General features: G+C 66.5%; 17 protein-coding genes and 2 pseudogenes. 5 read left to right on the forward strand and 14 right to left on the reverse strand.

The features are described 5' to 3' along the window. The 6 genes from AC3WRR_RS11540 to AC3WRR_RS11565 form a co-directional block, all read right to left on the reverse strand. Window positions 1-1,551 carry an FAD-binding oxidoreductase gene (locus AC3WRR_RS11540; RefSeq protein WP_010814126.1) on the reverse strand — a complete coding sequence of 517 codons (1,551 nt, stop codon included), beginning with the start codon at window positions 1,549-1,551 and terminating at the stop codon, window positions 1-3. Beyond that, window positions 1,548-3,227: a glycerol-3-phosphate dehydrogenase/oxidase gene (locus AC3WRR_RS11545; protein ID WP_492297040.1), complete on the reverse strand. Its 1,680-nt coding sequence runs from the start codon at window positions 3,225-3,227 to the stop codon at window positions 1,548-1,550. Before AC3WRR_RS11545 ends, AC3WRR_RS11540 begins: the two co-directional genes overlap by 4 nt. Before the next feature lie 18 nt (window positions 3,228-3,245). Further along, window positions 3,246-4,769 carry an FGGY family carbohydrate kinase gene (locus AC3WRR_RS11550; RefSeq protein WP_492297041.1) on the reverse strand — a complete coding sequence of 508 codons (1,524 nt, stop codon included), beginning with the start codon at window positions 4,767-4,769 and terminating at the stop codon, window positions 3,246-3,248. After that, the gene (locus tag AC3WRR_RS11555; protein ID WP_492297043.1) at window positions 4,766-6,229 is read right to left on the reverse strand and encodes an MFS transporter; all 1,464 of its coding nucleotides are present in this window, start codon (window positions 6,227-6,229) and stop codon (window positions 4,766-4,768) included. The genes AC3WRR_RS11550 and AC3WRR_RS11555 overlap by 4 nt, the downstream gene beginning before the upstream one ends. A gap of 150 nt (window positions 6,230-6,379) precedes the next feature. Next, the gene (locus AC3WRR_RS11560) at window positions 6,380-7,747 is read right to left on the reverse strand and encodes an NTP/NDP exchange transporter (protein ID WP_439672683.1); all 1,368 of its coding nucleotides are present in this window, start codon (window positions 7,745-7,747) and stop codon (window positions 6,380-6,382) included. Between the two features lie 13 nt (window positions 7,748-7,760). Further along, window positions 7,761-8,678 (reverse strand): aldo/keto reductase, encoded by a 918-nt coding sequence (locus AC3WRR_RS11565; RefSeq protein ID WP_011617074.1) that lies wholly within the window; start codon window positions 8,676-8,678, stop codon window positions 7,761-7,763. A gap of 329 nt (window positions 8,679-9,007) precedes the next feature. On the opposite strand from AC3WRR_RS11565, the pseudogene AC3WRR_RS11570 reads away from it, so the two are divergent. Beyond that, a pseudogene (locus AC3WRR_RS11570) lies at window positions 9,008-9,523 on the forward strand (two-partner secretion domain-containing protein); the annotation flags it as partial. Between the two features lies 1 nt (window position 9,524). Then, window positions 9,525-10,846: pseudogene (locus AC3WRR_RS11575) on the forward strand (ShlB/FhaC/HecB family hemolysin secretion/activation protein); the annotation flags it as partial. Between the two features lie 92 nt (window positions 10,847-10,938). Here the strand turns inward: AC3WRR_RS11575 and AC3WRR_RS11580 are convergent. The 7 genes from AC3WRR_RS11580 to AC3WRR_RS11610 all read right to left on the reverse strand — a co-directional run bounded on the left by AC3WRR_RS11580 (window position 10,939) and on the right by AC3WRR_RS11610 (window position 16,620). Further along, window positions 10,939-11,325 (reverse strand): type II toxin-antitoxin system VapC family toxin, encoded by a 387-nt coding sequence (locus tag AC3WRR_RS11580; protein ID WP_492297045.1) that lies wholly within the window; start codon window positions 11,323-11,325, stop codon window positions 10,939-10,941. Further along, window positions 11,322-11,528: a type II toxin-antitoxin system VapB family antitoxin gene (locus AC3WRR_RS11585; protein WP_010814136.1), complete on the reverse strand. Its 207-nt coding sequence runs from the start codon at window positions 11,526-11,528 to the stop codon at window positions 11,322-11,324. Before AC3WRR_RS11585 ends, AC3WRR_RS11580 begins: the two co-directional genes overlap by 4 nt. A 110-nt stretch (window positions 11,529-11,638) precedes the next feature. Beyond that, window positions 11,639-11,824, reverse strand: coding sequence for a DUF1484 family protein (locus AC3WRR_RS11590; protein WP_058697077.1), 186 nt, complete (start codon window positions 11,822-11,824; stop codon window positions 11,639-11,641). Between the two features lie 498 nt (window positions 11,825-12,322). Then, window positions 12,323-13,684, reverse strand: coding sequence for a GntP family permease (locus tag AC3WRR_RS11595; RefSeq protein WP_010814138.1), 1,362 nt, complete (start codon window positions 13,682-13,684; stop codon window positions 12,323-12,325). A gap of 110 nt (window positions 13,685-13,794) precedes the next feature. Further along, complete coding sequence (locus AC3WRR_RS11600) at window positions 13,795-14,187, reverse strand: RidA family protein (protein WP_010814139.1); 393 nt, start codon at window positions 14,185-14,187, stop codon at window positions 13,795-13,797. A 52-nt stretch (window positions 14,188-14,239) separates the two neighbouring features. Then, the gene (locus AC3WRR_RS11605) at window positions 14,240-15,712 is read right to left on the reverse strand and encodes an N-acyl-D-amino-acid deacylase family protein (RefSeq protein WP_492297048.1); all 1,473 of its coding nucleotides are present in this window, start codon (window positions 15,710-15,712) and stop codon (window positions 14,240-14,242) included. 2 nt (window positions 15,713-15,714) lie between these two features. Beyond that, complete coding sequence (locus tag AC3WRR_RS11610; RefSeq protein WP_010814141.1) at window positions 15,715-16,620, reverse strand: MurR/RpiR family transcriptional regulator; 906 nt, start codon at window positions 16,618-16,620, stop codon at window positions 15,715-15,717. Window positions 16,621-16,844: 224 nt separating this feature from the next. On the opposite strand from AC3WRR_RS11610, the gene AC3WRR_RS11615 reads away from it, so the two are divergent. The 3 genes from AC3WRR_RS11615 to AC3WRR_RS11625 all read left to right on the forward strand — a co-directional run bounded on the left by AC3WRR_RS11615 (window position 16,845) and on the right by AC3WRR_RS11625 (window position 19,772). Continuing rightward, window positions 16,845-18,113, forward strand: a complete 1,269-nt coding sequence (locus AC3WRR_RS11615; protein ID WP_058697078.1) for an amino acid deaminase — start codon at window positions 16,845-16,847, stop codon at window positions 18,111-18,113. 13 nt (window positions 18,114-18,126) lie between these two features. Next, on the forward strand, window positions 18,127-19,062 hold the full coding sequence (locus AC3WRR_RS11620) for a sugar kinase (RefSeq protein ID WP_439672686.1): 936 nt from the start codon (window positions 18,127-18,129) through the stop codon (window positions 19,060-19,062). Window positions 19,063-19,127: 65 nt separating this feature from the next. Then, window positions 19,128-19,772, forward strand: a complete 645-nt coding sequence (locus tag AC3WRR_RS11625; RefSeq protein ID WP_010814144.1) for a bifunctional 4-hydroxy-2-oxoglutarate aldolase/2-dehydro-3-deoxy-phosphogluconate aldolase — start codon at window positions 19,128-19,130, stop codon at window positions 19,770-19,772. A 95-nt stretch (window positions 19,773-19,867) separates the two neighbouring features. Here AC3WRR_RS11625 and AC3WRR_RS11630 read toward each other — a convergent pair whose 3' ends face one another. Next, window positions 19,868-19,999 (reverse strand): entericidin A/B family lipoprotein, encoded by a 132-nt coding sequence (locus AC3WRR_RS11630; RefSeq protein ID WP_010814145.1) that lies wholly within the window; start codon window positions 19,997-19,999, stop codon window positions 19,868-19,870. Between the last annotated feature and the right edge of the window lie 26 nt (window positions 20,000-20,025).

The raw sequence follows: 20,025 nt of genomic DNA on the forward strand, positions 1-20,025 counted from the left end.
TTACTTCGGTTCGTTGGTGAGCACGTCACTGAGACCCAGCTTGCCTGGGTTCAGGATATTCTGCGGGTCGAGTGCCTGCTTGACCGCCGCCAGCAGCGGGAACGCCGTGTCCAGCGACGGGGCCATGTATGGCGCGCGCAACAGTCCGATTCCGTGGTGGTGGCTCAGTGCCGCATTGTATTGGATCAGCACCGCATTGGCAGCATCCCATGCCTGGCGATACCACTTCTGGCGGTCTTCCACCGCGACCTCACCGCGCAGCGAGAAGTACAGGCAGGCGCCGTCCACATAGGCGTGCGACTGGTGCGCGGAGCCGGCGAGGGTGCCCGGCACGGCATTGATGGCCTTGACCACGTCCGCGTAGATGGCAGCCAGGTCGCGCCACGGTCCCGACATTTCGAGCGTGTCGGCGACAAAGCCGGGGCTGCGCTTGAAGCCCTCGGCGCTCTTGCCGGTCAGGTAGCGCGTGTCGAGCCAGCGCTCGAAAATGGACTCGCTGTCCAGCTTGTCACCAAGTTCCTGGCACACGCGCTCGCTGATCGTCATCACCGCATCGACCATCTCGCGCGCCCCCTCGTCGGCAACCAGCAGGACGTTGGTGTCCGGCAGCCCGAACTGCACGCCACTCTCCAGTTCGTCATAGAGCCGCAGCGCCGCGGGATTGGCCCCGCGCTGCATGATTTCGCGGCAGGCCTCCAGGCCGATGGCAAAGGTCTTGAAGCCATAGGCGATGGCGCGCCCGTAGTCGGGCAGGCGGTGCAGCTTGAGGCGCACGCGCACGATCACGCCCAGCATGCCCTCGGACCCGATGAACAGTTGCTGCAGATCCGGGCCCAATGCCGCGCGCGAGTAGCCGCCCACGGTGACGAGGCTGCCGTCGGCCAGCACCACATCCATGCCGAACACCATGTCCTCGATCTTGCCGTAGCGCGTGGACAACTGACCGGCGCCGCGGCAGGCTACCCATCCGCCGACCGTGCTGATCGCGTACGACGATGGCCAGTGGCCCATCGTCATGCCGAATTCCTTCTGCACGGTCTGTTCGAAAATGTCGCCGAACATGCCGGCTTCCACGTCGACGATCTGGCTGTCCTTGTCGAATCCGACCAACTGGTTCAGGCCGCACACGTCCAGTACGATGCCGCCGCGCACGGGCAGGGCGGCGCCCGTCACGTTGCTGCGGCCGGCCGATACGGTGACCGGAATGGCACTGGCGCTGGCAATGCGCATGACTGCCTGCACCTGTTCCACGGTGGAAGCGCGCACGATGACCCCGCGCGGCGTGGCGGGCCTGCCGGCGGTCTCCGTGATCATCGATCCGGCCCACCAGTCGCGCGTCCACGCCACGACGTCGGCGGTATCGGTCAGGACCTCGTCGGCCACCTTGCGCAAGGCCGCAATATCGGCCGCGCAGACGGCAATGGTGTCGCGTTGCAGGCCCGGCGCATCCGGGGTGCCCTGGATGTTCGCCGCATAGCCCGGCGGCGTGTGGGCGCCGACGACGTAGTTGCCGCGGTTGTAGCCGCGCTTGATGGCTTCCTTGCTGATCATGCTGAGTCTCCCATGAGGACGGATTTTTCGAGGGCGACGGCGGCCAGGTATTCGCTGACCTGCCGCGCCACGGCCGCTTCGGACAATCCGAGTTCGGCCTGGAGGATCTGGCCCACCCGCGCTGCGGCGCGGGCGGAGGCATCGCGCGCCATCAGGCGGGCGCGGATGCGTCGTGACAAGACGTCGTCAACCGTGCCGGCCAGTTCATGGCGCACGGCGTAGACGATTTCGGCTTCCGTATACGGCAGGCCTTCGACGATCGGCCTGGCCAGGGTGGCGTCCGCCTGCAGGATGTCGCTGACAAAGCGCGCTTCCGTGCCATAGCGCTCGCCCAGGTGCGCGGACATGCCGCCGGATGCGACGATGGCCTGCGCGTCATAGCCAGCCGCCCCGAGCAGATAGGCCGATCTGGTCAGGCACTTGCTGCGCTTGCCGATGACCTTCTGCGCCGCATCGATGGTCTGCTCGGCCATGTGCCGCGAGGTCGTGAGCTTGCCGCCGACGATGGTCACCAGGCCGTCGTCCGCGGTATGAATCTCGTGATTGCGCTTGATTTCCAGGGTCTTGCCGCCGGGCGGCGCCACCAGCGGGCGGCACCCCGCGATGCTGCCGACCACGTCATCCGCCGTCAGGTCGGTCTTTAGTGCCGAGCGCGCGCCCTCCAGCAGGAAGTCGAGCTCCTGCCGGGTGCACATGACATTGTCGAGGTCGCCCTCATAGTCTTCGTCGGTGGTGCCGAGGTAGGACACATTGCCCCACCGCGTGATCGTTGCCCGGCGGCTGCGCCCGGGCACCGGGATCGTCACCGTGCAGTCATTGCGGATCTTCAGCCACGGGATGGCAACGTGGACGCCCTTGGCAGGGCGAATGTGCAGGGTCCTGGCCTCGCCCTTCCTGCGGCCGGTCCAGTCGCGCAGCCAGACGCCGGTTGCCATGATGACCACGCCTGCGTGCACGCGGATCTCGCGCTCGCCGGCGTGGACAATGGCGCCATCCACCTTGCCGTGGCCGTCGCGGGTGATCTCGGCGACGGTCGCATGATTGACCACGGCCGCTCCGTGGAACGCTGCCGTGCGCGCGATGTTCAGTGTCAGGCGGGCATCATCGACGCGCGCATCGAAGTACAGGTAGCCGCCGGTCAGATGTTCCTCATTGAAGGTCGGGCAGTGGGACAGCACCTCGGCCTTGGTCAGCTTCTGGTGCAGGATTCCCTCGCGCCAGCCACCGGCGAGGTCGTAGGTCCAGAGCAGGCTCTCGAAGGCCTTGGCGAGGCGCTTGTCGAACACGCCGTTGCGCTCCATCACCGGGAACAGGAACGGCAGCCGCTGCACCAGGTGGCGCGCGTTGCGGCGCAGGCGCTGGCGCTCCAGCAGTGAATGGCGTACCAGGCCGAGATTGCCCTGCTCGATATAGCGCAGGCCGCCGTGCACCATCTTGGATGACTTGGAAGAGGTCCCCGCGGCGAAGTCGCACTTTTCAACCAGCGCCACGCGATAGCCGCGCAAGCTGGCATCCAGCGCGGCGTAGGCGCCCGTCACGCCGCCGCCGACCACCAGGATGTCGAACGCATCCGCCTCCAGGCGGTCGAGCAGGTCCCGGCGCACCAGCCGCAACGGCTCGGTGCTGGTCATGGCGGCGCGCTCGCGGTTAGCGCTGCGGGATGGAAAAATCACCATGTCTGTTATTGCTCCTGATTAATGGACCGCAAGCGCGTCCGCATGGTTGAGCTCGGATGCCACCCGCGCATGCCAGAGCGCGCGCCGCTGGGCGCGCTCATCGGCGCTGATCGCCGGTTCGAATACTGCGTCCGGGGTGGTGGTGGTCCGGGCCTGCTGCATGGAATCCCAAAGCAGGCCGGACGAGCCGGCAAGGTAAGCGATGCCGCGCAGGCTGGCGCGGTCGGTCTCCTTCATGCGGTGGATGGAAATTCCGCTGAGATCCGCCTGCATCTGCAGCAGCGCATCGCTGCCGGACAAGCCGCCGCCAACCACGAGCTCCGACACCGGCACGCCCGCGATCTTCCGGTTTGCCTCGATGCAGGAAGTCACCGAATGCGCAATGCCTTCAAGGATGGCAAAGGCCATCTCGGCCTGCGTCGTTGCCATCGAGATGCCGGTCAGTGCGGCGCGCGCCTCGGGCTGCATGCGTGGGACGCGCAGGCCGGTCAGCGCGGGAATAAAGGTCACGCCTCGTGAAGACGCAACGGTGCTGGCCAGCGCACTGATTTGCCTGGCGTTCTCGAACCAGCCGAGCTTGTCGCAGACCCAGTTGAGCGCGGAGCCGGTGGTGGCGACAAAGGTTTCGACGGAGAAATGCGACACGCCCAGTTGCCGGCGCGCGGTCATGGTCAGGGTGCTGTCCGACTTGCCGCTGCGGGCAGGAAGGTTCGGACCGACTACCAGGTCGACGAAGCTGCCGGTGCCATGCAGGCACATCGCCTGGCCGGCATCGAGGCATCCCAGGCCGATTGCGCCGGCGAGCTGGTCCCCGGCACAAGCCAGGATCGGCACGTCAAGCCCCAGCACGTCCGGCCGCGTGCGGCCGAAGTCGTCCGCATCCTGGCGCAGCTCAGGCAGCAGCTCGCGCGGAAAGCCAAGCGCGTCGATCCAGTCGAGCTGGTAGCGATGCCCGGTCAGTACATAGGCGTTGCAGGAAGTGGCGTTGGTCGGCGTGGTGATGCACGTGCGTGCCGTCGACAGGTGCCAAAGCAGCCAGCTGTCGATGGTGCCGAAGGCGAGCCGGCGCGCACGGAAGGCGTCAGCCACAGCCGGCGTGTCGCGCAGGTGCCGCGCCGCCCATAGGTAAGGCGAGCGCACACCGGTGGGGCGGCCGACTGCTTCGCGCAGAGTCGCGTCCCATGCCGGCGCAAGCTGATCCAGATCGGCTGCGTATCGCGTGTCCTGCCACACCATGGCGGGTGCCAGCGCACGTCCGGTCTGCGTGTCCCACAGTACCGCGGTGGCGCGCTGGGTCGCGATGGCGAGGGCGGTGACGGTCAGGTTTTCGCGGGCAGCCTGTGCCAGGGTGGCGCGGCAAACTGCCAGGGTCTTGTCGAGCAGGACGTCGGCGTCCTGCTCGACCACGCCAGGGCAGGGCGAACGGACCTCAAGCGTGGTGTACTCGAGGCACATGACATGACCGTCAGCGGCGACCACCGCTGCCCGGGTGCCTGAGGTGCCCTCATCGATCGCAAGGATGACATTTCTGCGCTGGGTCATGGGCGGGCCTTCTCAATCGCGGGATTCATGAAACCCGGAGCGTCCGGCACATCGCCCTTGAACTGCGGGGCATCGGCTTCATTGTCGGGGTTGATGGTGGTGCGGGTCGGGTCCCAGCGGATCGCGAAGCAGATGATGCTGGCCAGCAGCGGGACCACAGAGAGAATCAGGAAGGTGGTTTCCAGCCCATACTGTGCGCGGAACAGCGGGAACACCAGCAGGCCCAGTGCAGCGCCGATGGCGCCGAGCGCGCCGATGATGCCGTTGGCGCCCGCGCGAAGTTCGCTGCGGAAGGACAGTGACGACAGGCTTTTGCCATTCGCGCCGGGCCCGCCCGAGTGGAACAGGATGAACAGCGACGGAACCACCACTGCCATCCACATCGGCATCTTGCCGTTGAACAGGCCCAGGATCAGCAGCATGGCGAATACCGCCGCAAAGCCGAACGCCGAGGCGCGGCGCAGGCCCAGCTTGCGGCCTATCAAGGGCGAGAGGAAGCCGCCAAAGATGCCGCAGACGTTGAAAACCAGCGCGCCGATGGTCGCGTAGACAAAGTCCTTGCCGAACAGGGCCGCACTGATCAGCGGCAGGTACCAGCCGATCGCGAAGTACTGGATCGACTGCCCGATCTGCACGGTGGCCGCCAGCACGGTGCGCGGCAGGTAGACGCCGCGGAAGATCAGCAGAACGTTGGCCAGGCCGCGGCGCGCCTGGTTGAGGACGGGGATGCGTTCCGCGGGCGGTGCGGCTACGAACTCACGTCCATAGATGCGCGTCATGGCGTGTGCGGCGGCATCGAGCAATTCCTTGCGTGCCAGCCAGATCGGGCTTTCCACCAGGAACAGGCCCTGCAGCAGCAGGATCATCACGCCGAAGACCGCGGTGGCTGCCACCGAGTAGCGCCAGATCGTATCGCCAACGTCCCAGGAGTAGAACAGCAGTGCCAGCAGCAGGTTGGAGCAGACGGCCGTGTACCACATGCCTTGCCACGTGTTCAGCCGACTCTTGAGTTTCACCGGCGTGAACTCCGCCAGCACCGCCATGGCGATGGCAAAGTCGATGCCGTAGGCCGCGCCGACAAAGAAGCGACCGGCCAGGATCACCTCGAAGCCGGGGGCAAACACCACCAGCAATGCGCCGGCCACGGCCAGGACCTTGGCGAGAACCAGCGGTCGGACGCGGCCCCAGCGGTCGGCCATCCAGCCGCCGATAGGGTTGAAGGCAATGGCCACCCAGGAGGCAAACGAGGTCAACAGGGCGACCTTTGCAGGCGCGAGTTGAAGGTTGCGCGTCATCGGCCCGAGGCCGGCGCTCAGCGCAGAATTGGAAAATGCATCAAGGAATAGCCCGCCGAGTGCGAGCCACCAGATGACACCGGCCCTGCCGCGAATGCCCGGGCAGGAATCTATGTAGGCAATGACATCATCGATGCCACGAATCTTGATGGCAGAGTGTTGCACGGCGGTCTCCTCTTATTTGTTCTGTAAGAGGCCGCAGCAACTGCAAGGCGCGAAGAGACCATCTTACAGATGGTCTCTTATCTAGATCTGCGTGACCAATGTATGGCTTCGCAGGCACAGCGTCAACCGGGAAAACCCTTGTCCCGGGCATTAGCGTGCAGCGGTATTTCCCACTGCACGGCTGAGGCTGGCATCCGGCGGTCGCAACTGCCCCTCATGCCGCCGCCCCAGCCACCAGCCCAGCCCCGCCCACACCAGCGCGAGCACGGCGCCAGCCAGCGCCACCGTGGCGGGATGGCCCGACAGCGCATCGATCCCCGTCTTGACCCACGCACTGACCGCATCGCCCGCACGGTAGACCGCGGTGTCAATCACGTTCTTGGCCTTGTACTTGGTCTCGGGATCGACCACGGTGAACAGCATCTCGCGCCCGGGGCGCAGCAGCGCGTATTCGCCCACGCGCCGCAGGATCATCACGCCGGCCAGCACGCCGAAGGTCGGCAGCATCGCCAGCACGAGAAAGCCGCAGGTCACCGCCAGCGGCACCGCGGTCAGCAGCACGGTGACGCCATAGCGGCGCGCGATGCGGCCGGTGAAGAAGAGCTGGACCAGGATGGTCAGCGCCTGCACGGTAGCATCCAGCGCGCTGAAGACCTGGGTCTGGCGGGTGCGCTCCGGGAAGGCCTCGGCCACCAGCCGCGCCTGCTCGAAATACAGGAAGGTGCTGGCCGTGGCCAGCAGGATCACGAACAGGCCGATGCCAAGCAGGTAGCGCGAGCGCAGCAGCAGCGACAGCCCGGCCAGCAGCCCGCCGCCGATGGGGTTGGCCGGATCCTGCGCCGCGCCGGCCGGGGCTTCGCCCGGCTGCACCACGCCCGCGCCGGCGCGGCGGCGCCAGCCGAACAGCCAGCCCACGCCCGGCAGCGTTGCGGCCAGCAGCGCTGCCGACAGCAGCATCAGCCCGGTCAGGCCGATCTGCGGCACCAGCCAGCCGCCCAGCACGGGGCCGGCCAGCCCGCCCGCGCTGGCGCCGGCGGCCAGCAATGCGAACAGCCGGCGCGCCTGCTCGGGGCGGAACACATCGGCCATCAGGCTCCATGCCACGGACACCACGAACAGGTTGAACACCGACAGCCACACATAGAACACGCGCGCCAGCCAGACGTTGTCAGGCAGGGCGCGAGTGGCCAGCGCAAAGCCAAGCAGGTTGGCGATAAAGAAGGCGTACACCCAGGGCACGAAGCGGCGCCGCGGCAGCCACGCGCAGACCGCGCCGTACAGCGGGATCGCGGCCAGCATCACGACAAAGGTGGCGGTGAACAGCCACTGCAGGTTCTTCACGCCGCCGGCAATGCCCATGGTCTCGCGCACCGGGCGCAGCATGAAATAGCTGGCGAACAGGCAGAAGAAAAACAGGAAGCCGGCCACCACGGCGCCGGTCTCGCCGGGGCGGATGCCGAAGCCGCGCCGCAGCCGGGCCAGGCCGCCGGCAGGCGCCTCGCGCGCGGGATCGTCCACGATAGATTGCCGCTCAGCGCAGCAGCGCGGCGATGCGCTCGCGCTGGCCGGGGTCAGGCATGCGGCCCAGTCCGGCGCCGAGATTGTCGGCCATGTTGGGCGGCTTGGAGGTGGCCGGGATCGCCGCGGTCACGGCGGGATGGCTGACGATGAACTTCAGGAACAGCTGGGCCCACGAGCCGCAGTCGATATCGCCGGCCCACGGCGGCAGCGGTCGGTCCTTGACGGCGCGAAAGAGACGCCCGTCCTGAAATGGCCGGTTGATCAGCACCGCCACGCCGCGTGCTTCGCACAGCGGCAGCAGCGTGCGCTCGGCATTGCGCTCGGCCACTGAATAGTTGATCTGGACAAAGTCCACGCGCTCGCTGCGCACGATATTCTCCAGCGCCTCGTGCGCATCGTCGCGGTAGTGGGTGACGCCCAGGTAGCGGATGCGGCCCTGTTCCTTCAGCTCGCGCAGCCAGCGCAGGTTGGCCTGCCAGTCAATCAGGTTGTGTATCTGCAGCAGGTCGACCTTGTCTACATGCAGGTCGGCCAGCGAGCGCGCCCATTGCGCCTGCGCGGGCGCGCCGGACTTGGCCGAGATCTTGGTGGCCAGGAACACCCGGCTGCGGGCGTTGGCCGCGCGCAGCAGGTCGCCGGTCACGGCCTCTGCGCTGCCGTAGCTGGGCGCGGTATCGACGACCGAACCTTCGCTCTGCAGCAGGAGGCCCATTACCTCCGCCAGCGGCTTGCGTTCGGCGGCGCCGGTGCCGACGTTGAAGGTGTCGGCGGTGCCCATGCCGATCACGGGCAGGGCTTCGGTGGTGCCCGGGATATTGCGGCGCAAGGGGGCGGCGACGGTGGCGGCATGAGCCGGCAGCACAGGGCCGAGGCCGGTAGCGGCCAGGCCTGCTGCAAGACTGAGGAAGGAGCGGCGGTCGATCGACATGGGATGGTTCCCGGCAAGTCACTTACTGGTTGACCTTAGGCGGTGGGCGGAGCCTTGTAAACCGTTGCGTTGATCGGTTGCGCGGCAGACTTCGCCGTTCAGGGCGGGGAATGGCAAGGCGCGGCTGGATGCGCTGGTGAGCGCGGCCTGGCGGGGCGCGGTGGCTCCGGACACAGGCGAAAATGAGCCACTAACGTTAAATTTCTTGTGGAATCAATCAGGCAATTCAGATTTTCATGTTTTGTCTCATTTTGAGATTTTTGACATTTATTTCTTAGTGGTTTGGGTAAAGTTGCGCACGTATCAAACCGTGTGCCGTTACCCAGATCATGAATCGCCGTTGCTACCGCCTTGTCTTCAATCGGTCACGCGCCATGCTGATGGCGGTCGAGGAATCGGCGAGCGGCCTGGGCAAGCGGCGCAGCGCTGGGTCACGCTGCACACAGGCTCCGGCGTTCACCCGCATGGCGCGCTTCGGCCTGCCGGCAACGACCCTGGCCGCCTGGTGCGCAATGGGGCTGCCATGGACGGCCAGCGCACAGGTGGTGGCGGACCCGAACGCGGGCGCCAACCGGCCCGCCGTGGTCCAGACCGCGAACGGGCTGCAGCAGGTCAATATCACCCGGCCGTCCACCGCCGGCGTGTCCGTCAACGCCTACACCCAGTTCGACGTCCCCAAGGCCGGCATCATCCTGAACAATTCGCCGTCGATCGTGGCTACCCAGCAGGCGGGGTACGTCAACGGCAACCCGAACCTGCTGCCGGGCGGCTCGGCCCGCATCATCGTCAACCAGGCCACCGGCACACTGCCGAGCCAGTTGCGCGGCTACCTGGAGGTTGCCGGACAAGGGCTACGTCACCACCCGCGTGCTGGTACCCGAGCAGGACTTGAGTTCCGGCACGCTGAAGCTGGCACTGCTCCCCGGCGTCATAGGCGAACTGCGCTTCGCCGAGCCCGACCTGTGGGGCACCCGGAAATCGGCTTTCCCCGCACGCCCAGGCGACTTGCTGAACCTGCGCGACCTTGAGCAAGGCCTGGAGCAAATGAAGCGTGTGCCGAGCCAGGATGTGGACATGCAGATCGTGCCGACGAAGGCGCCGGGCGTGAGCGACGTGGTGATCGCCGTCAAACGCGGCAAGCCCTGGACGGTGGTGGCCTCGGTGGACAATTCCGGCACGCGCTCGACCGGCAAGTGGCAGGGCAAACTGAGCGTGAGTCTGGACAATCCGCTCGGCCTGAACGACCTTTTCAACGTCGGCTACAACCAGGATCTGGGCTTCGCCAACAAGGAACACGGCACGCGTGGCTGGAATGGCTATTACTCGGTGCCTTGGGGGTACTGGACGGCGACGCTGTCGGCCTATTCGAACAACTATTTCCAGCAGATCGCCGGTGTCAATCAGACCTTCATCTCCAGCGGCAAGTCGGAGACAGCGGACCTGAAGCTGCACCGCGTGCTCAACCGCAGCCAGAACGATGTGTTCGGCATGCAGTTTCGCCTGACCCGGCGCTTTGGCAAGAGCTTCATCGAGGACACCGAGATCGCGCAGCAGCGCCGCAACAATACGGTGCTCGAGGCGGGCATCACGGATCGCCACTACTTCGGCGCGGCGCAGTTCGACGGCACGCTGGCCTATCGCCAGGGCATCGGCGGATTCGGCGCGCAGGACGATGTGTTGGCCGACAGTGGCGGCCCCACCTGGCGCTATCGGATGCTCGTGGCGGACGCCAACCTGTCGGTACCGTTCGCTGGGCGAGCTGCCGCTGCGGTATGTCACCACTTTCCACGGCCAGTTCACCAACGACCGGCTCTACTACATTGATGCGCTCACCATCGGCAGCCGCTACACGGTGCGTGGCTTCGATGGAGAGAACCTGCTGGCCAGCGAGCGCGGCTTCTATTGGCGCAATGAGCTACATGCGCCTCTGGGCGGCAGCCGGGCAGGCGCTGTCTGCAGGACTCGATTATGGAAGGGTCTTCGGGCCGATTACCACTGCGCTGGCCGGCACCCAACTGACCGGGGCGGTGATTGGACTACGCGGAGGGCTGGGCTCGCGGCTGGGCTCAGTCTCGTATGACGTGTTCGTCGGTATGCCGGTCTATAAGCCCGCAGCGTTCCATACGGCCGCGGTGACGGCTGGGTTGCAGGTGGTGTATCGGTACTGATTCCCGCAGGACGAGGCGTGACAGTGCAGAATCATCGGCACACCAACAGTTGGCAAGCATCCGGTTGTAGCGGGGCGTACTTCAGCAGCCTGCTAGTGAAAGTGAAGCTTGGGTCGATGCGCCACACGAAAACGCACTGACAAGTCGTTGAGACGCTGATCCAGTGTCCATAGCCGTGCGCCTGGCGTGATCAAAGTGGAAGCCAGCAATGAGACATCCACCAGGCCGCAACCGAGTCCATGCAATTTCTCGTGCTCGATGAACGCCATTACCTCTGCCAGGCTGGCCTGCCTTGCGGGCTGCAACAGCCCGATGTCACCGAGTGTCCGCGCACGCGGTGCCGGGGGCGTGCCGCAGGCTAGTTCAACCAGGACCATGGGGTGGGTCAGTGCTTGATCCGACACGAGCAAACTGACCAGTGCGTCATTGCGGTTCTTGAAATGATCCACCCACACAGAGGTGTCGACGAGCACGCTCATTTCGATTCGGGTTCCATGCGGCTACGTGGCACATCTTCCATGTCGGGCGCGGTGCCACCCAGCGCCGCGAGGCGCTTGGCTGCTTGCACCCGCACGAAAGTCTTGATTGCCTCACGAAAAAGATCAGATTTGTCCATGCCAGGGTCGGCTATCTCTAGTGCTTGTTCATAAAGGGCGTCATCGATAGTGACGGTCGTGCGCATAGCATGCTCCTTGCCTCAAATTTGATGTTATGGTGCATCAAAAAAAGCATCTAGGCAAGGTTGCCCGCAGGATGGTGTGACGGTGACTGCCCCGTCACACCAACGCGCCGCTACATCATCCGCTCCCGTTCGGCCAGCAGTCCATCAAGCTGCGCCTTCACCATGCCAAGCAGGCAAAGCGCGCTGAAGCAGCCCTCCGAGCGTTCGCTTTCGTGATCCAGAAGTACGAGAACTCCGTCGATACCAGCGCGGACCTGCTGCAAGCATTCGTTAGTCATCTTATCGATCGTCGTCATTGATTCCTCACTGGTGAGTGCGCGCCACTCCTTTCCACGTGAGGGCGGCGGGCCAGTCAACGAGGGTGGAAAGACCGGTCTGACGAGGTGGAACCGGCCAGCCTTGCGGCTGCCTCGCTTGGCCCGCCATGGAACCATGCGAGCACACAGGCGTTGCATGCTGCAAGCGCAACGCCTGTCCTCGTCAGGCATCCGGGCTTTCCACACCCGATCATCGGTGATCCGATGACGCCACCAGTATTTGCTGTCGGTGCAGGGGAATCGATGAGAGATGTCGCATTTCCAGGGGCGGGCGAAGTTTGAATCCATGCAGCGGATCCGGAAATCGCCGACTCTTGAAAATGCACGTGCGGCTTTCGTAAACCGCGCCCATGCCGTCGAAGGCAGTCACGGCCATGAAGCTGGGATGGCCCGCGCAGGCAAGCCAATCCCGGTGGATACCGGGGCCTGCCGGGGCCGCCCGGCGCGCCCCCGGGGCGGGGGCGCGGGAGGTAACGCTCAGATCAGCGTGGCCAGGCCCAGCGTCAGCAGCAGTGCCACCACGGAGATGATGGTTTCGCAGACCGACCAGGTCTGGAAGGTCTGGGTCACGGTCATGTTGAAGTATTCCTTGACCAGCCAGAAGCCGCCGTCGTTCACGTGCGACAGGATCAGCGAGCCGGCGCCGGTGGTCAGCACCAGCAGTTCCGGGCGGGTGCCCGGCACGCTGGCGGCGATCGGTGCGACGATGCCCGCGGCGGTGGTCATGGCCACCGTGGCCGAGCCCGTGGCGATGCGGATCATCACCGCCACCAGCCAGCCCAGCACCAGCACCGACACGTTGGCGCCGGTGGCGACGTCGACGATGGCGTTGGAGATGCCGGAGTCGCGCAGGATGCGGCCAAAGCCGCCGCCGGCGCCGACCACCAGCGTGATGATGGCGGTGGGCGCCACGCACTCGTTGGTGAACTTGAGGATGGTCTCGCGGTTGAAGCCGCGCGCCTTGCCGAAGGTGTAGAAGCTCACCAGCGCGGCGATCAGCAGCGCCATCACCGAGTTGCCGATCAGCTTCAGGAAGTCGTTGGCAAAGGTCTTGGGCGTGGTGAACAGGTCGGCCCAGCTGCCGATCAGCATCAGGATCACGGGCAGCAGGATGGTGAACACCGTGATGCCGAAGCCCGGCAACTCGTGCGATGCCTTGACGCGCTCATCCTCTTCGGTGAACTGGTCCGCCAGCGGGTTGACCTCGGGCAGCTTGACGTAGCGGTCCATCAGCTTGGCGAACAGCGGGCCGGCGAGGGCTGCCGTGGGAATGCCAACGATCAGCGCGTACATGATGGTCTTGCCGATGTCGGCGCCATAGGCGGTCACCGCCAGCAGCGCGGCCGGGTGCGGCGGGATCAGGCCGTGCACCACGGACAGGCCGGCCACCATCGGGATGCCGACCAGCACCATCGACGTGCCGGTGCGCTTGGCCACGTTGAAGGCGATCGGCACCAGCAGCACGAAGCCCACTTCAAAGAACACCGGCAGGCCGACGATAAAGGCGATGGTGGCCATCGCCCAATGCACGTTCTTCGCGCCGAAGAAATCGATCAGTGTGTTCGCGATGCGCTCCGCGCCGCCGGATTCGGCCATCATCTTGCCGAGCATGGTGCCAAGGCCGACCACCAGCGCGATATGGCCCAGCGTGCCGCCGACACCGGCTTCAAAGGACTTGACGATGTCGCCCATCGGCATGCCCACGGCAAAGCCGAGCAGCACCGATACGACCACCAGGGTAATGAAGGGGTTGAGCTTGAAGCGCGCGATCAGCACCACCAGTGCGATCACTGCGATCAGCGCATACACCAAGAGCGTGGTTCCGGTGACGGCACCCATATAGTCTCCTTGTGTGGAAAAAAGGCCGCTTGTGGCGGCAGGGGTTAGTTTTTAGTTTTTCCCCTCTCCCGCGGTAGCGGGAGAGGGCACGCAATCCGCAGGCAGCAGGCTCAGGCCGCCGGCTTCTTGTAGGCGATGCAGTCCACTTCGACCTTGCAGTCCACCACCATGCTCGACTGCACGCAGGCGCGCGCGGGCGGGTTGGCGCCGAAGTATTCCTTGAAGATCTTGTTGAACGAGGCGAAGTCGCGCGTGTCGTCCAGCCAGACGCCGCAGCGCACCACGTGCTCCGGGCCGTAGCCGGCCTCGGCCAGGATGGCCAGCACGTTCTTGATGGCCTGGTGGGTCTGGGGCACGATGCCGCCGTCGATGACCTCGCCGCTGACCATCGGCACCTGGCCGGAGACGTAGAGCCAGCCGTCGGCCGCGACCGCGCGGGCAAAGGGCATGTGCTGGCCGCCGGTACCGGTGCCGCCTTCGACGCCGAATCGTTTGATGTCCATGGGTACTCCTGGGATGGGTTGGATATGGGAAGGAAGGAGGGCAGCGCGCCGGTCAGGCGGCGCCGAACTCAGGCCGCGAGCCTCGCGGCAGGAACCGGCCGGCGCGCACGCCGGTGGCCTGGCGCTGCTGCCATGACAGCTCGCCGTTGACCCAGACCGCGGCAATGCCCTCGGCCGGTTGCATGGGATCGGTAAAGCTGGCCGCATCTCGGATGGTGGTGGCGTCGAACAGCACCAGGTCGGCCCAGTAGCCTTCACGCACGAAGCCGCGCTCCTGCAGCCCGAAGCGCTCGGCGGACATGCTGGTCATCTTGTTGACGGCCACCGTCAGCGGGAACAGCTCGCGGTCGCGGGCGTAGTGGCCCAGCACGCGCGGGAAGGCGCCCCACAGGCGCGGATGCGGCAGCGGGTCGTTGGGCAGCCCGTCCGACCCGACCACCGTGGCCGGATGGCTCAGGATGCGGTCGACGTCGGCGTCTTCCATGCAGTGGTAGACCGCGCCCGCGGGCATCAGCCGGCGCGCGGCTTCGTGCAGGTTTACCTGCCATTCGGCGGCGATATCGGCCAGCAGGCGGCCGCCCATCTCGGGCGCGCCTTCGGACCAGGTCACCATGATGTCGAAGTCGCTGGTGACCTGCTTCAGGTCCAGCGTGGAGGAGCTGGCGGTGTAGGGGTAGCAGTCGCAGCCCACCGGCTGCCAGCGCTGCGCACCGTCGAGCGCGTCCAGCACCTCGGTGCTGCGGCCCCAGTTGGCCACGCCCGCGCATTTCAGGTGCGAGATCACCACCGGCACGCGCGCATGGCGGCCGATGCGGAAGGCCTCATCCATGGCGTCGAGGATCTCGGCGAACTCGCTGCGCAGGTGGGTGGCGTAGAGCGCGCCGGCCTTGGCCAGCGGTTCGGCCAGCGCCAGCACCTCATCGGTCGGCGCGCTGAAGGCGTTGGCGTAGGCCAGGCCCGTGGACAGGCCCAGCGCGCCGTGCTGCAGCGCTTCTTCCAGCTGCGCGCGCATTGCCGCGATTTCTTCCGGCGTGGCGGCGCGGTCGAAGCGGTCCATATGGTTGCTGCGCAGCGCGGTATGGCCGACCAGCGCGGCAACGTTGACCGCGGGCTGCGCGGCTTCCACTGCATCGACGTAGGACTTGAAATCCGGGTAGCGGAAGGCGTCGGCATGGCCGAGCAGGTTCATCGGGTCGGGCGGCTCGCCCGCCAGCGTCACCGGTGCGGCGCTGATGCCGCAGTTGCCGACCACCACCGTGGTCACGCCCTGCGACAGCTTGGGCGTCATCTCGGGCTGGCGCACCACGTTGGTATCGTCGTGCGTATGCACGTCGACAAAGCCCGGTGCAAGGACCAGGCCGTCGCCTTCGACTACATGCGAGGCGGCGTCGGGATCGATCGCGCCGGCTTCATCGATGCGGGCGATGCGGCCGTCGCGCAGGGCCACGTCGGCCAGGCGTGCGGCGGCGCCGGAGCCGTCGATCAGGGTGACGCAGCGGATCAGGGTATCGAACAGGTGTGGCATGGTCAGTCTCCGAGCGGCTGGCGGCTGTCAGGGCCCCGGGCGGGGCCGCTTTCGCCGCGGTGGCTGTCCAGCACGTACTTGAGCCGGCGCAGGCGCTCTTTGCTCTGGTCCGGCTGCAACAGCGCGCATTGCGTGGCGAGCACGTCCAGCACCATCAGCATGGCGTAGCGCGATGCCGACGGTTTGAAAATGAAATCCGTCTCCAGCGTGCGCACCGGCAGCAGCACGTCGGCGCGCGCGGCCAGTGGCGAGCCCAGCGCGGTCACGGCCACCAGGCGGGCACCGTACTCGCGCGCGATATCGCAGCTGGCCAGCATCTCCGGCACGCGGCCGCTGGCCGAGAAGGCCAGCACCACGTCGTCGCGGCCCAGCGTGGCCGCCACCATCTTCTGTAGCAGCGCGTCCTGGTAGCTCGCCACCGGCTGGCCCAGGCGCGCCAGGCGATGGCGGGCCTCGTCGGCCATGAACGACGAGCCGCCGCCCATGCCAAAAGCGTAGACCATGCGTGCGCCGAGCAACAGGCGCGCGGCCTGTTCGATGCGCTGCGCATCCATCATGCCGCGGTTGACTTCGAGCGCGGTGAGGATGTCGGCGTGGATGCTGTCAGCGAGTGTGGCCGGGGTGGCTTCACCGGCGGGAACGCTGCCGGGCTGCAGGAAGCGCGCACCCACCGCGGTGGCCTGCGCCAGGCGCAGCTTCAGGTCGCGCACGTCGCGGCAGCCGATGGCCTTGGCAAAGCGCGTCACGCTGGCCTCGCTGACGCCGGCCTTGCGCGCCAGCTCATTGATGCTGGCGGCGGCCGCGCCGGCCAGGTCTTCCAGTACCACCTGCGCCACCTTCTGCTCGGCCAGGCGCAGCGCGGGGCCGCGCTCGGCGATGCGGGTCAGGATGTCGAAGGGCGCAGTCATGGGCGGCAGGTCTGGTCGGAAGACGGGTCGGATCGAAATGTGACGAAAACTGCGGTGCTTGCAGGCAGGGGCTATAACAGTGATTGGCGCACGTGGCGGATGCCAGTCGCGTGGTCCCGGCTAGCCCTTCCGGGCATCTGCGTGTTACTTTATAACAAGGATGAAATATCTTATTTTCAGGGCTATCATTACGTCAATCAGATTTTTTCAGGGTGATGACAAGCATGCGTGAAATAAAGTATCAGGCTGGCGTGATCGATCCGCTCAACAAGGCGCTGGGACGGATGGAGACCCCCATCGCCCCGGATGCGGCCGGCCAGACCGGCTGGAACCTGTTGCGGGAAGAGCTGAGCCTGCCGGCCGCGGTGCTCTATGAAGACCGGCTTGCGCATAACCTGGAATGGATGCGCCGCTTCATGAACGAATACGGCGTGCAGCTTGCGCCGCATGGCAAGACCACCATGGCGCCCAAGCTGTTTGCGCGCCAGCTTGGCGCCGGCGCGTGGGGCATCACGCTGGCCACCGCGCACCAGACCGCTGCCGCGCATGCGCACGGCGTCAAGCGCGTGCTGATGGCCAACCAGCTGGTGGGCCGGCGCAATATGGAAATCATCGCTGACCTGCTGCGCGATCCGGATTTCGAATTCTTCGCGCTGGTGGACTCGGCCGCGCTGGTCGACCAGCTCGGCAAGTTCTTCCAGGAGCGCGGCCAGAAGCTGCAGGTGCTGCTGGAACTGGGCGTGGAAGGCGGGCGCACCGGCGTACGCGACGACGCGCAGCAGCAGGCCGTGCTGGACGCGCTGGCGCGCTGGCCGCAGGCGCTGTCGCTGGCCGGCGTCGAGATCTATGAAGGCGTGCTCAAGGAAGAAGCCGATATCCGCAAGTTCCTGCAGCGCACCGTGGCGGTAACGCGGCAGCTGGCACAGGAAGGCCGCTTCGGCCGCAGCCCGGTGGTGATGTCGGGCGCGGGTTCGGCCTGGTACGACGTGGTGGCCGAGGAATTCGCGCGCACCGAGATCGGCGCGCCGATCGACATCGTGCTGCGCCCGGGCTGCTACCTGACGCATGACGTGGGCATCTACCGCGCCGCGCAGCAGCGCATCCTGGCCAGCAACCCGGTCGCGCAGAAGATGCGCGAGGGCCTGCTGCCGGCGCTGCAGCTGTGGGCCTATGTGCAGTCGATCCCCGAGCCGGACCGCGTCATCATCGGCATGGGCAAGCGCGATGCGGCCTTCGACGCCGGCATGCCGATCCCGGCACGGCTGTACCGGCCTGGCACCGAGGCGCCGGTGGACGTCCCCGCGCATTGGGAAGTCACCGGCATGATGGACCAGCACGCCTACCTGCAGGTCAAGCCTGGCGACGACGTTCAGGTCGGCGACATGATCGCCTTCGATATCTCGCACCCGTGCCTGACTTTCGACAAGTGGCGCCATATCCCGGTGCTGGACCGCGACATGCGCGTGATCGACATCGTGCAAACCTTCTTCTGAGGCAGGCAGCCCCATGAGCATCGATATCCTGGCCTACGGCGAACCGCTGGTGGAGTTCAACCAACAGCCCGACGATCCGTCGCGCTACCTGCAAGGCTTTGGCGGCGACACTTCCAACTTCTGCATTGCCGCTGCGCGCCAGGGCGCCAGCACCGGCTATATCTGCGCGGTCGGTGCCGACACCTTCGGCGAGCGCCTGCGCGCGCTATGGACGCAGGAGCGGGTCGATACCCGCCACGTGCGCGTCGACCCGAGCGCGCCTACCGGGGTCTACTTTGTCTCGCACGACAACCACGGCCACCGCTTCGATTACCTGCGCGAAGGCTCTGCTGCCAGCCGCTACCAGCACGAGCATCTGCCGCTGGGCGCGATCACCGCGGCGCGCTACCTGCACCTGTCGGGCATCAGCCTGGCCATCAGCACCAGCGCCTGCGATGCCGGGCTGGACGCGATGGAGCATGCGCGCAAGGCCGGCACCAAGGTCACGCTGGACACCAACCTGCGGCTGCGGCTGTGGTCGCTGGCGCGCGCGCGCGGCATCATGCGCGAGGCCCTGATGCTGACCGACGTGTGCCTGCCCAGCTGGGATGACATCACCGTGCTGACCGGGTTGGACGACCGCGACGCCATCGTCGACTACCTGCTGGGCTGCGGCATCGGCCTGGTCGCGCTGAAGCTGGGCGAAGAGGGCTCCTATGTGGCCACACCAGAGTCGCGCGCGCTGGTGCCGCCTTATCCGGTCAAGCCGGTCGATGCCACCGGGGCGGGCGACTGCTTCGGCGGCAGCTTTGTTGCGCGCCTGGCCGCGGGTGCCGACCCGTTCGAGGCGGCGCGTTATGCCAACGTGGCTGCCGCGCTGTCGACCACCGGTTATGGCGCGGTGGCGCCGATCCCCGACGCCCAGACCGTGCTGGGCCGGCTGGCGCAGTCGGTGTCGGTGATCGCATGACCCGGTTGGCCTGAACTCCTGTTTCCCTGAAACCCTGCTTCTGCACTCCCTACTCCGAGACAGCCATGCAAAACCAGACTTCCCCGCTGCTTCAACGCCTTGCCGACGTGCCGGTGATCCCGGTGCTGGAATTCCACTCGGTCGACGAGGCCCTGCACGTCAGCGAGGCACTGGTCACCGGCGGCTTGCCGCTGCTTGAGATCACGCTGCGTACGCCGGTGGCACTGGAGGCGATCAAGGCGGTGGCGGCAGCCTTGCCGCAGGCCTGCGTCGGAGCCGGCACGGTGCTGAACGTCGAGCAGCTGCACGCCGTGCGCGATGCGGGCGCGCAGTTTGCCGTCTCGCCCGGCCTGACCCCGGCGCTGGCCGAGGGCGCGCAGGGCGCGGGCATCTCGCTGCTGCCGGGCGTGGCCACCGCCAGTGAGGCGATGGCGGCGCTGGAAGCCGGCTTCACCTTCCTCAAGTTCTTCCCGGCGCAGGCAGCGGGCGGCGTGCCGATGCTGAAGTCGCTGGGCGGCCCGCTGCCGCAGCTGCGCTTCTGCCCGACCGGCGGCATCGACGCCGCGCTGGCGCCGACCTACCTGGCGCTGCCGAACGTGGTGTGCGTGGGCGGTTCGTGGGTGGTGCCCAAGGACGCGGTTGCCAGTGGCGACTGGGGCCGCATCCGCACGCTGGCCGAGCAGGCCAGGGCGTTGCGCAACAAGCGCTGAGCAGCGGCAGCGCAAAGAGAAACGGCACGCCATGCGGCGTGCCGTTTTCATATCGACGCGGTCCGGGCCGCATCAGACTTGGGGGGGCTGGCGGCTTACTTGTGACGGTCCGCCGAGCTTTCGAGCTTCTGGCCACCGCGCTGAATATCCTGGCCGAGCCCCGCCATCGTGTTGCATCCAGCCAACAGTGTGGCAAACAAAACGCACCAGATCCAACCTTTCTTCACGCCGGGCTCCTTTCGAGGATTTCAAG

It is taken from the genome of Cupriavidus sp. FW305-3-2-15-C-LB2 (assembly GCF_058787575.1).

Coding starts and splice junctions, on each gene's coding strand:
- AC3WRR_RS11615 (WP_058697078.1), top strand. CDS start 16,845: ATGCGTGAAATAAAGTATCAGGCTGGCGTGATCGATCCGCTCAACAAG.
- AC3WRR_RS11580 (WP_492297045.1), bottom strand. CDS start 11,325: ATGAGCGTGCTCGTCGACACCTCTGTGTGGGTGGATCATTTCAAGAAC.
- AC3WRR_RS11565 (WP_011617074.1), bottom strand. CDS start 8,678: ATGTCGATCGACCGCCGCTCCTTCCTCAGTCTTGCAGCAGGCCTGGCC.
- AC3WRR_RS11550 (WP_492297041.1), bottom strand. CDS start 4,769: ATGACCCAGCGCAGAAATGTCATCCTTGCGATCGATGAGGGCACCTCA.
- AC3WRR_RS11605 (WP_492297048.1), bottom strand. CDS start 15,712: ATGCCACACCTGTTCGATACCCTGATCCGCTGCGTCACCCTGATCGAC.
- AC3WRR_RS11545 (WP_492297040.1), bottom strand. CDS start 3,227: ATGGTGATTTTTCCATCCCGCAGCGCTAACCGCGAGCGCGCCGCCATG.
- AC3WRR_RS11625 (WP_010814144.1), top strand. CDS start 19,128: ATGCAAAACCAGACTTCCCCGCTGCTTCAACGCCTTGCCGACGTGCCG.
- AC3WRR_RS11600 (WP_010814139.1), bottom strand. CDS start 14,187: ATGGACATCAAACGATTCGGCGTCGAAGGCGGCACCGGTACCGGCGGC.
- AC3WRR_RS11590 (WP_058697077.1), bottom strand. CDS start 11,824: ATGACGACGATCGATAAGATGACTAACGAATGCTTGCAGCAGGTCCGC.
- AC3WRR_RS11610 (WP_010814141.1), bottom strand. CDS start 16,620: ATGACTGCGCCCTTCGACATCCTGACCCGCATCGCCGAGCGCGGCCCC.
- AC3WRR_RS11595 (WP_010814138.1), bottom strand. CDS start 13,684: ATGGGTGCCGTCACCGGAACCACGCTCTTGGTGTATGCGCTGATCGCA.
- AC3WRR_RS11540 (WP_010814126.1), bottom strand. CDS start 1,551: ATGATCAGCAAGGAAGCCATCAAGCGCGGCTACAACCGCGGCAACTAC.
- AC3WRR_RS11620 (WP_439672686.1), top strand. CDS start 18,127: ATGAGCATCGATATCCTGGCCTACGGCGAACCGCTGGTGGAGTTCAAC.
- AC3WRR_RS11585 (WP_010814136.1), bottom strand. CDS start 11,528: ATGCGCACGACCGTCACTATCGATGACGCCCTTTATGAACAAGCACTA.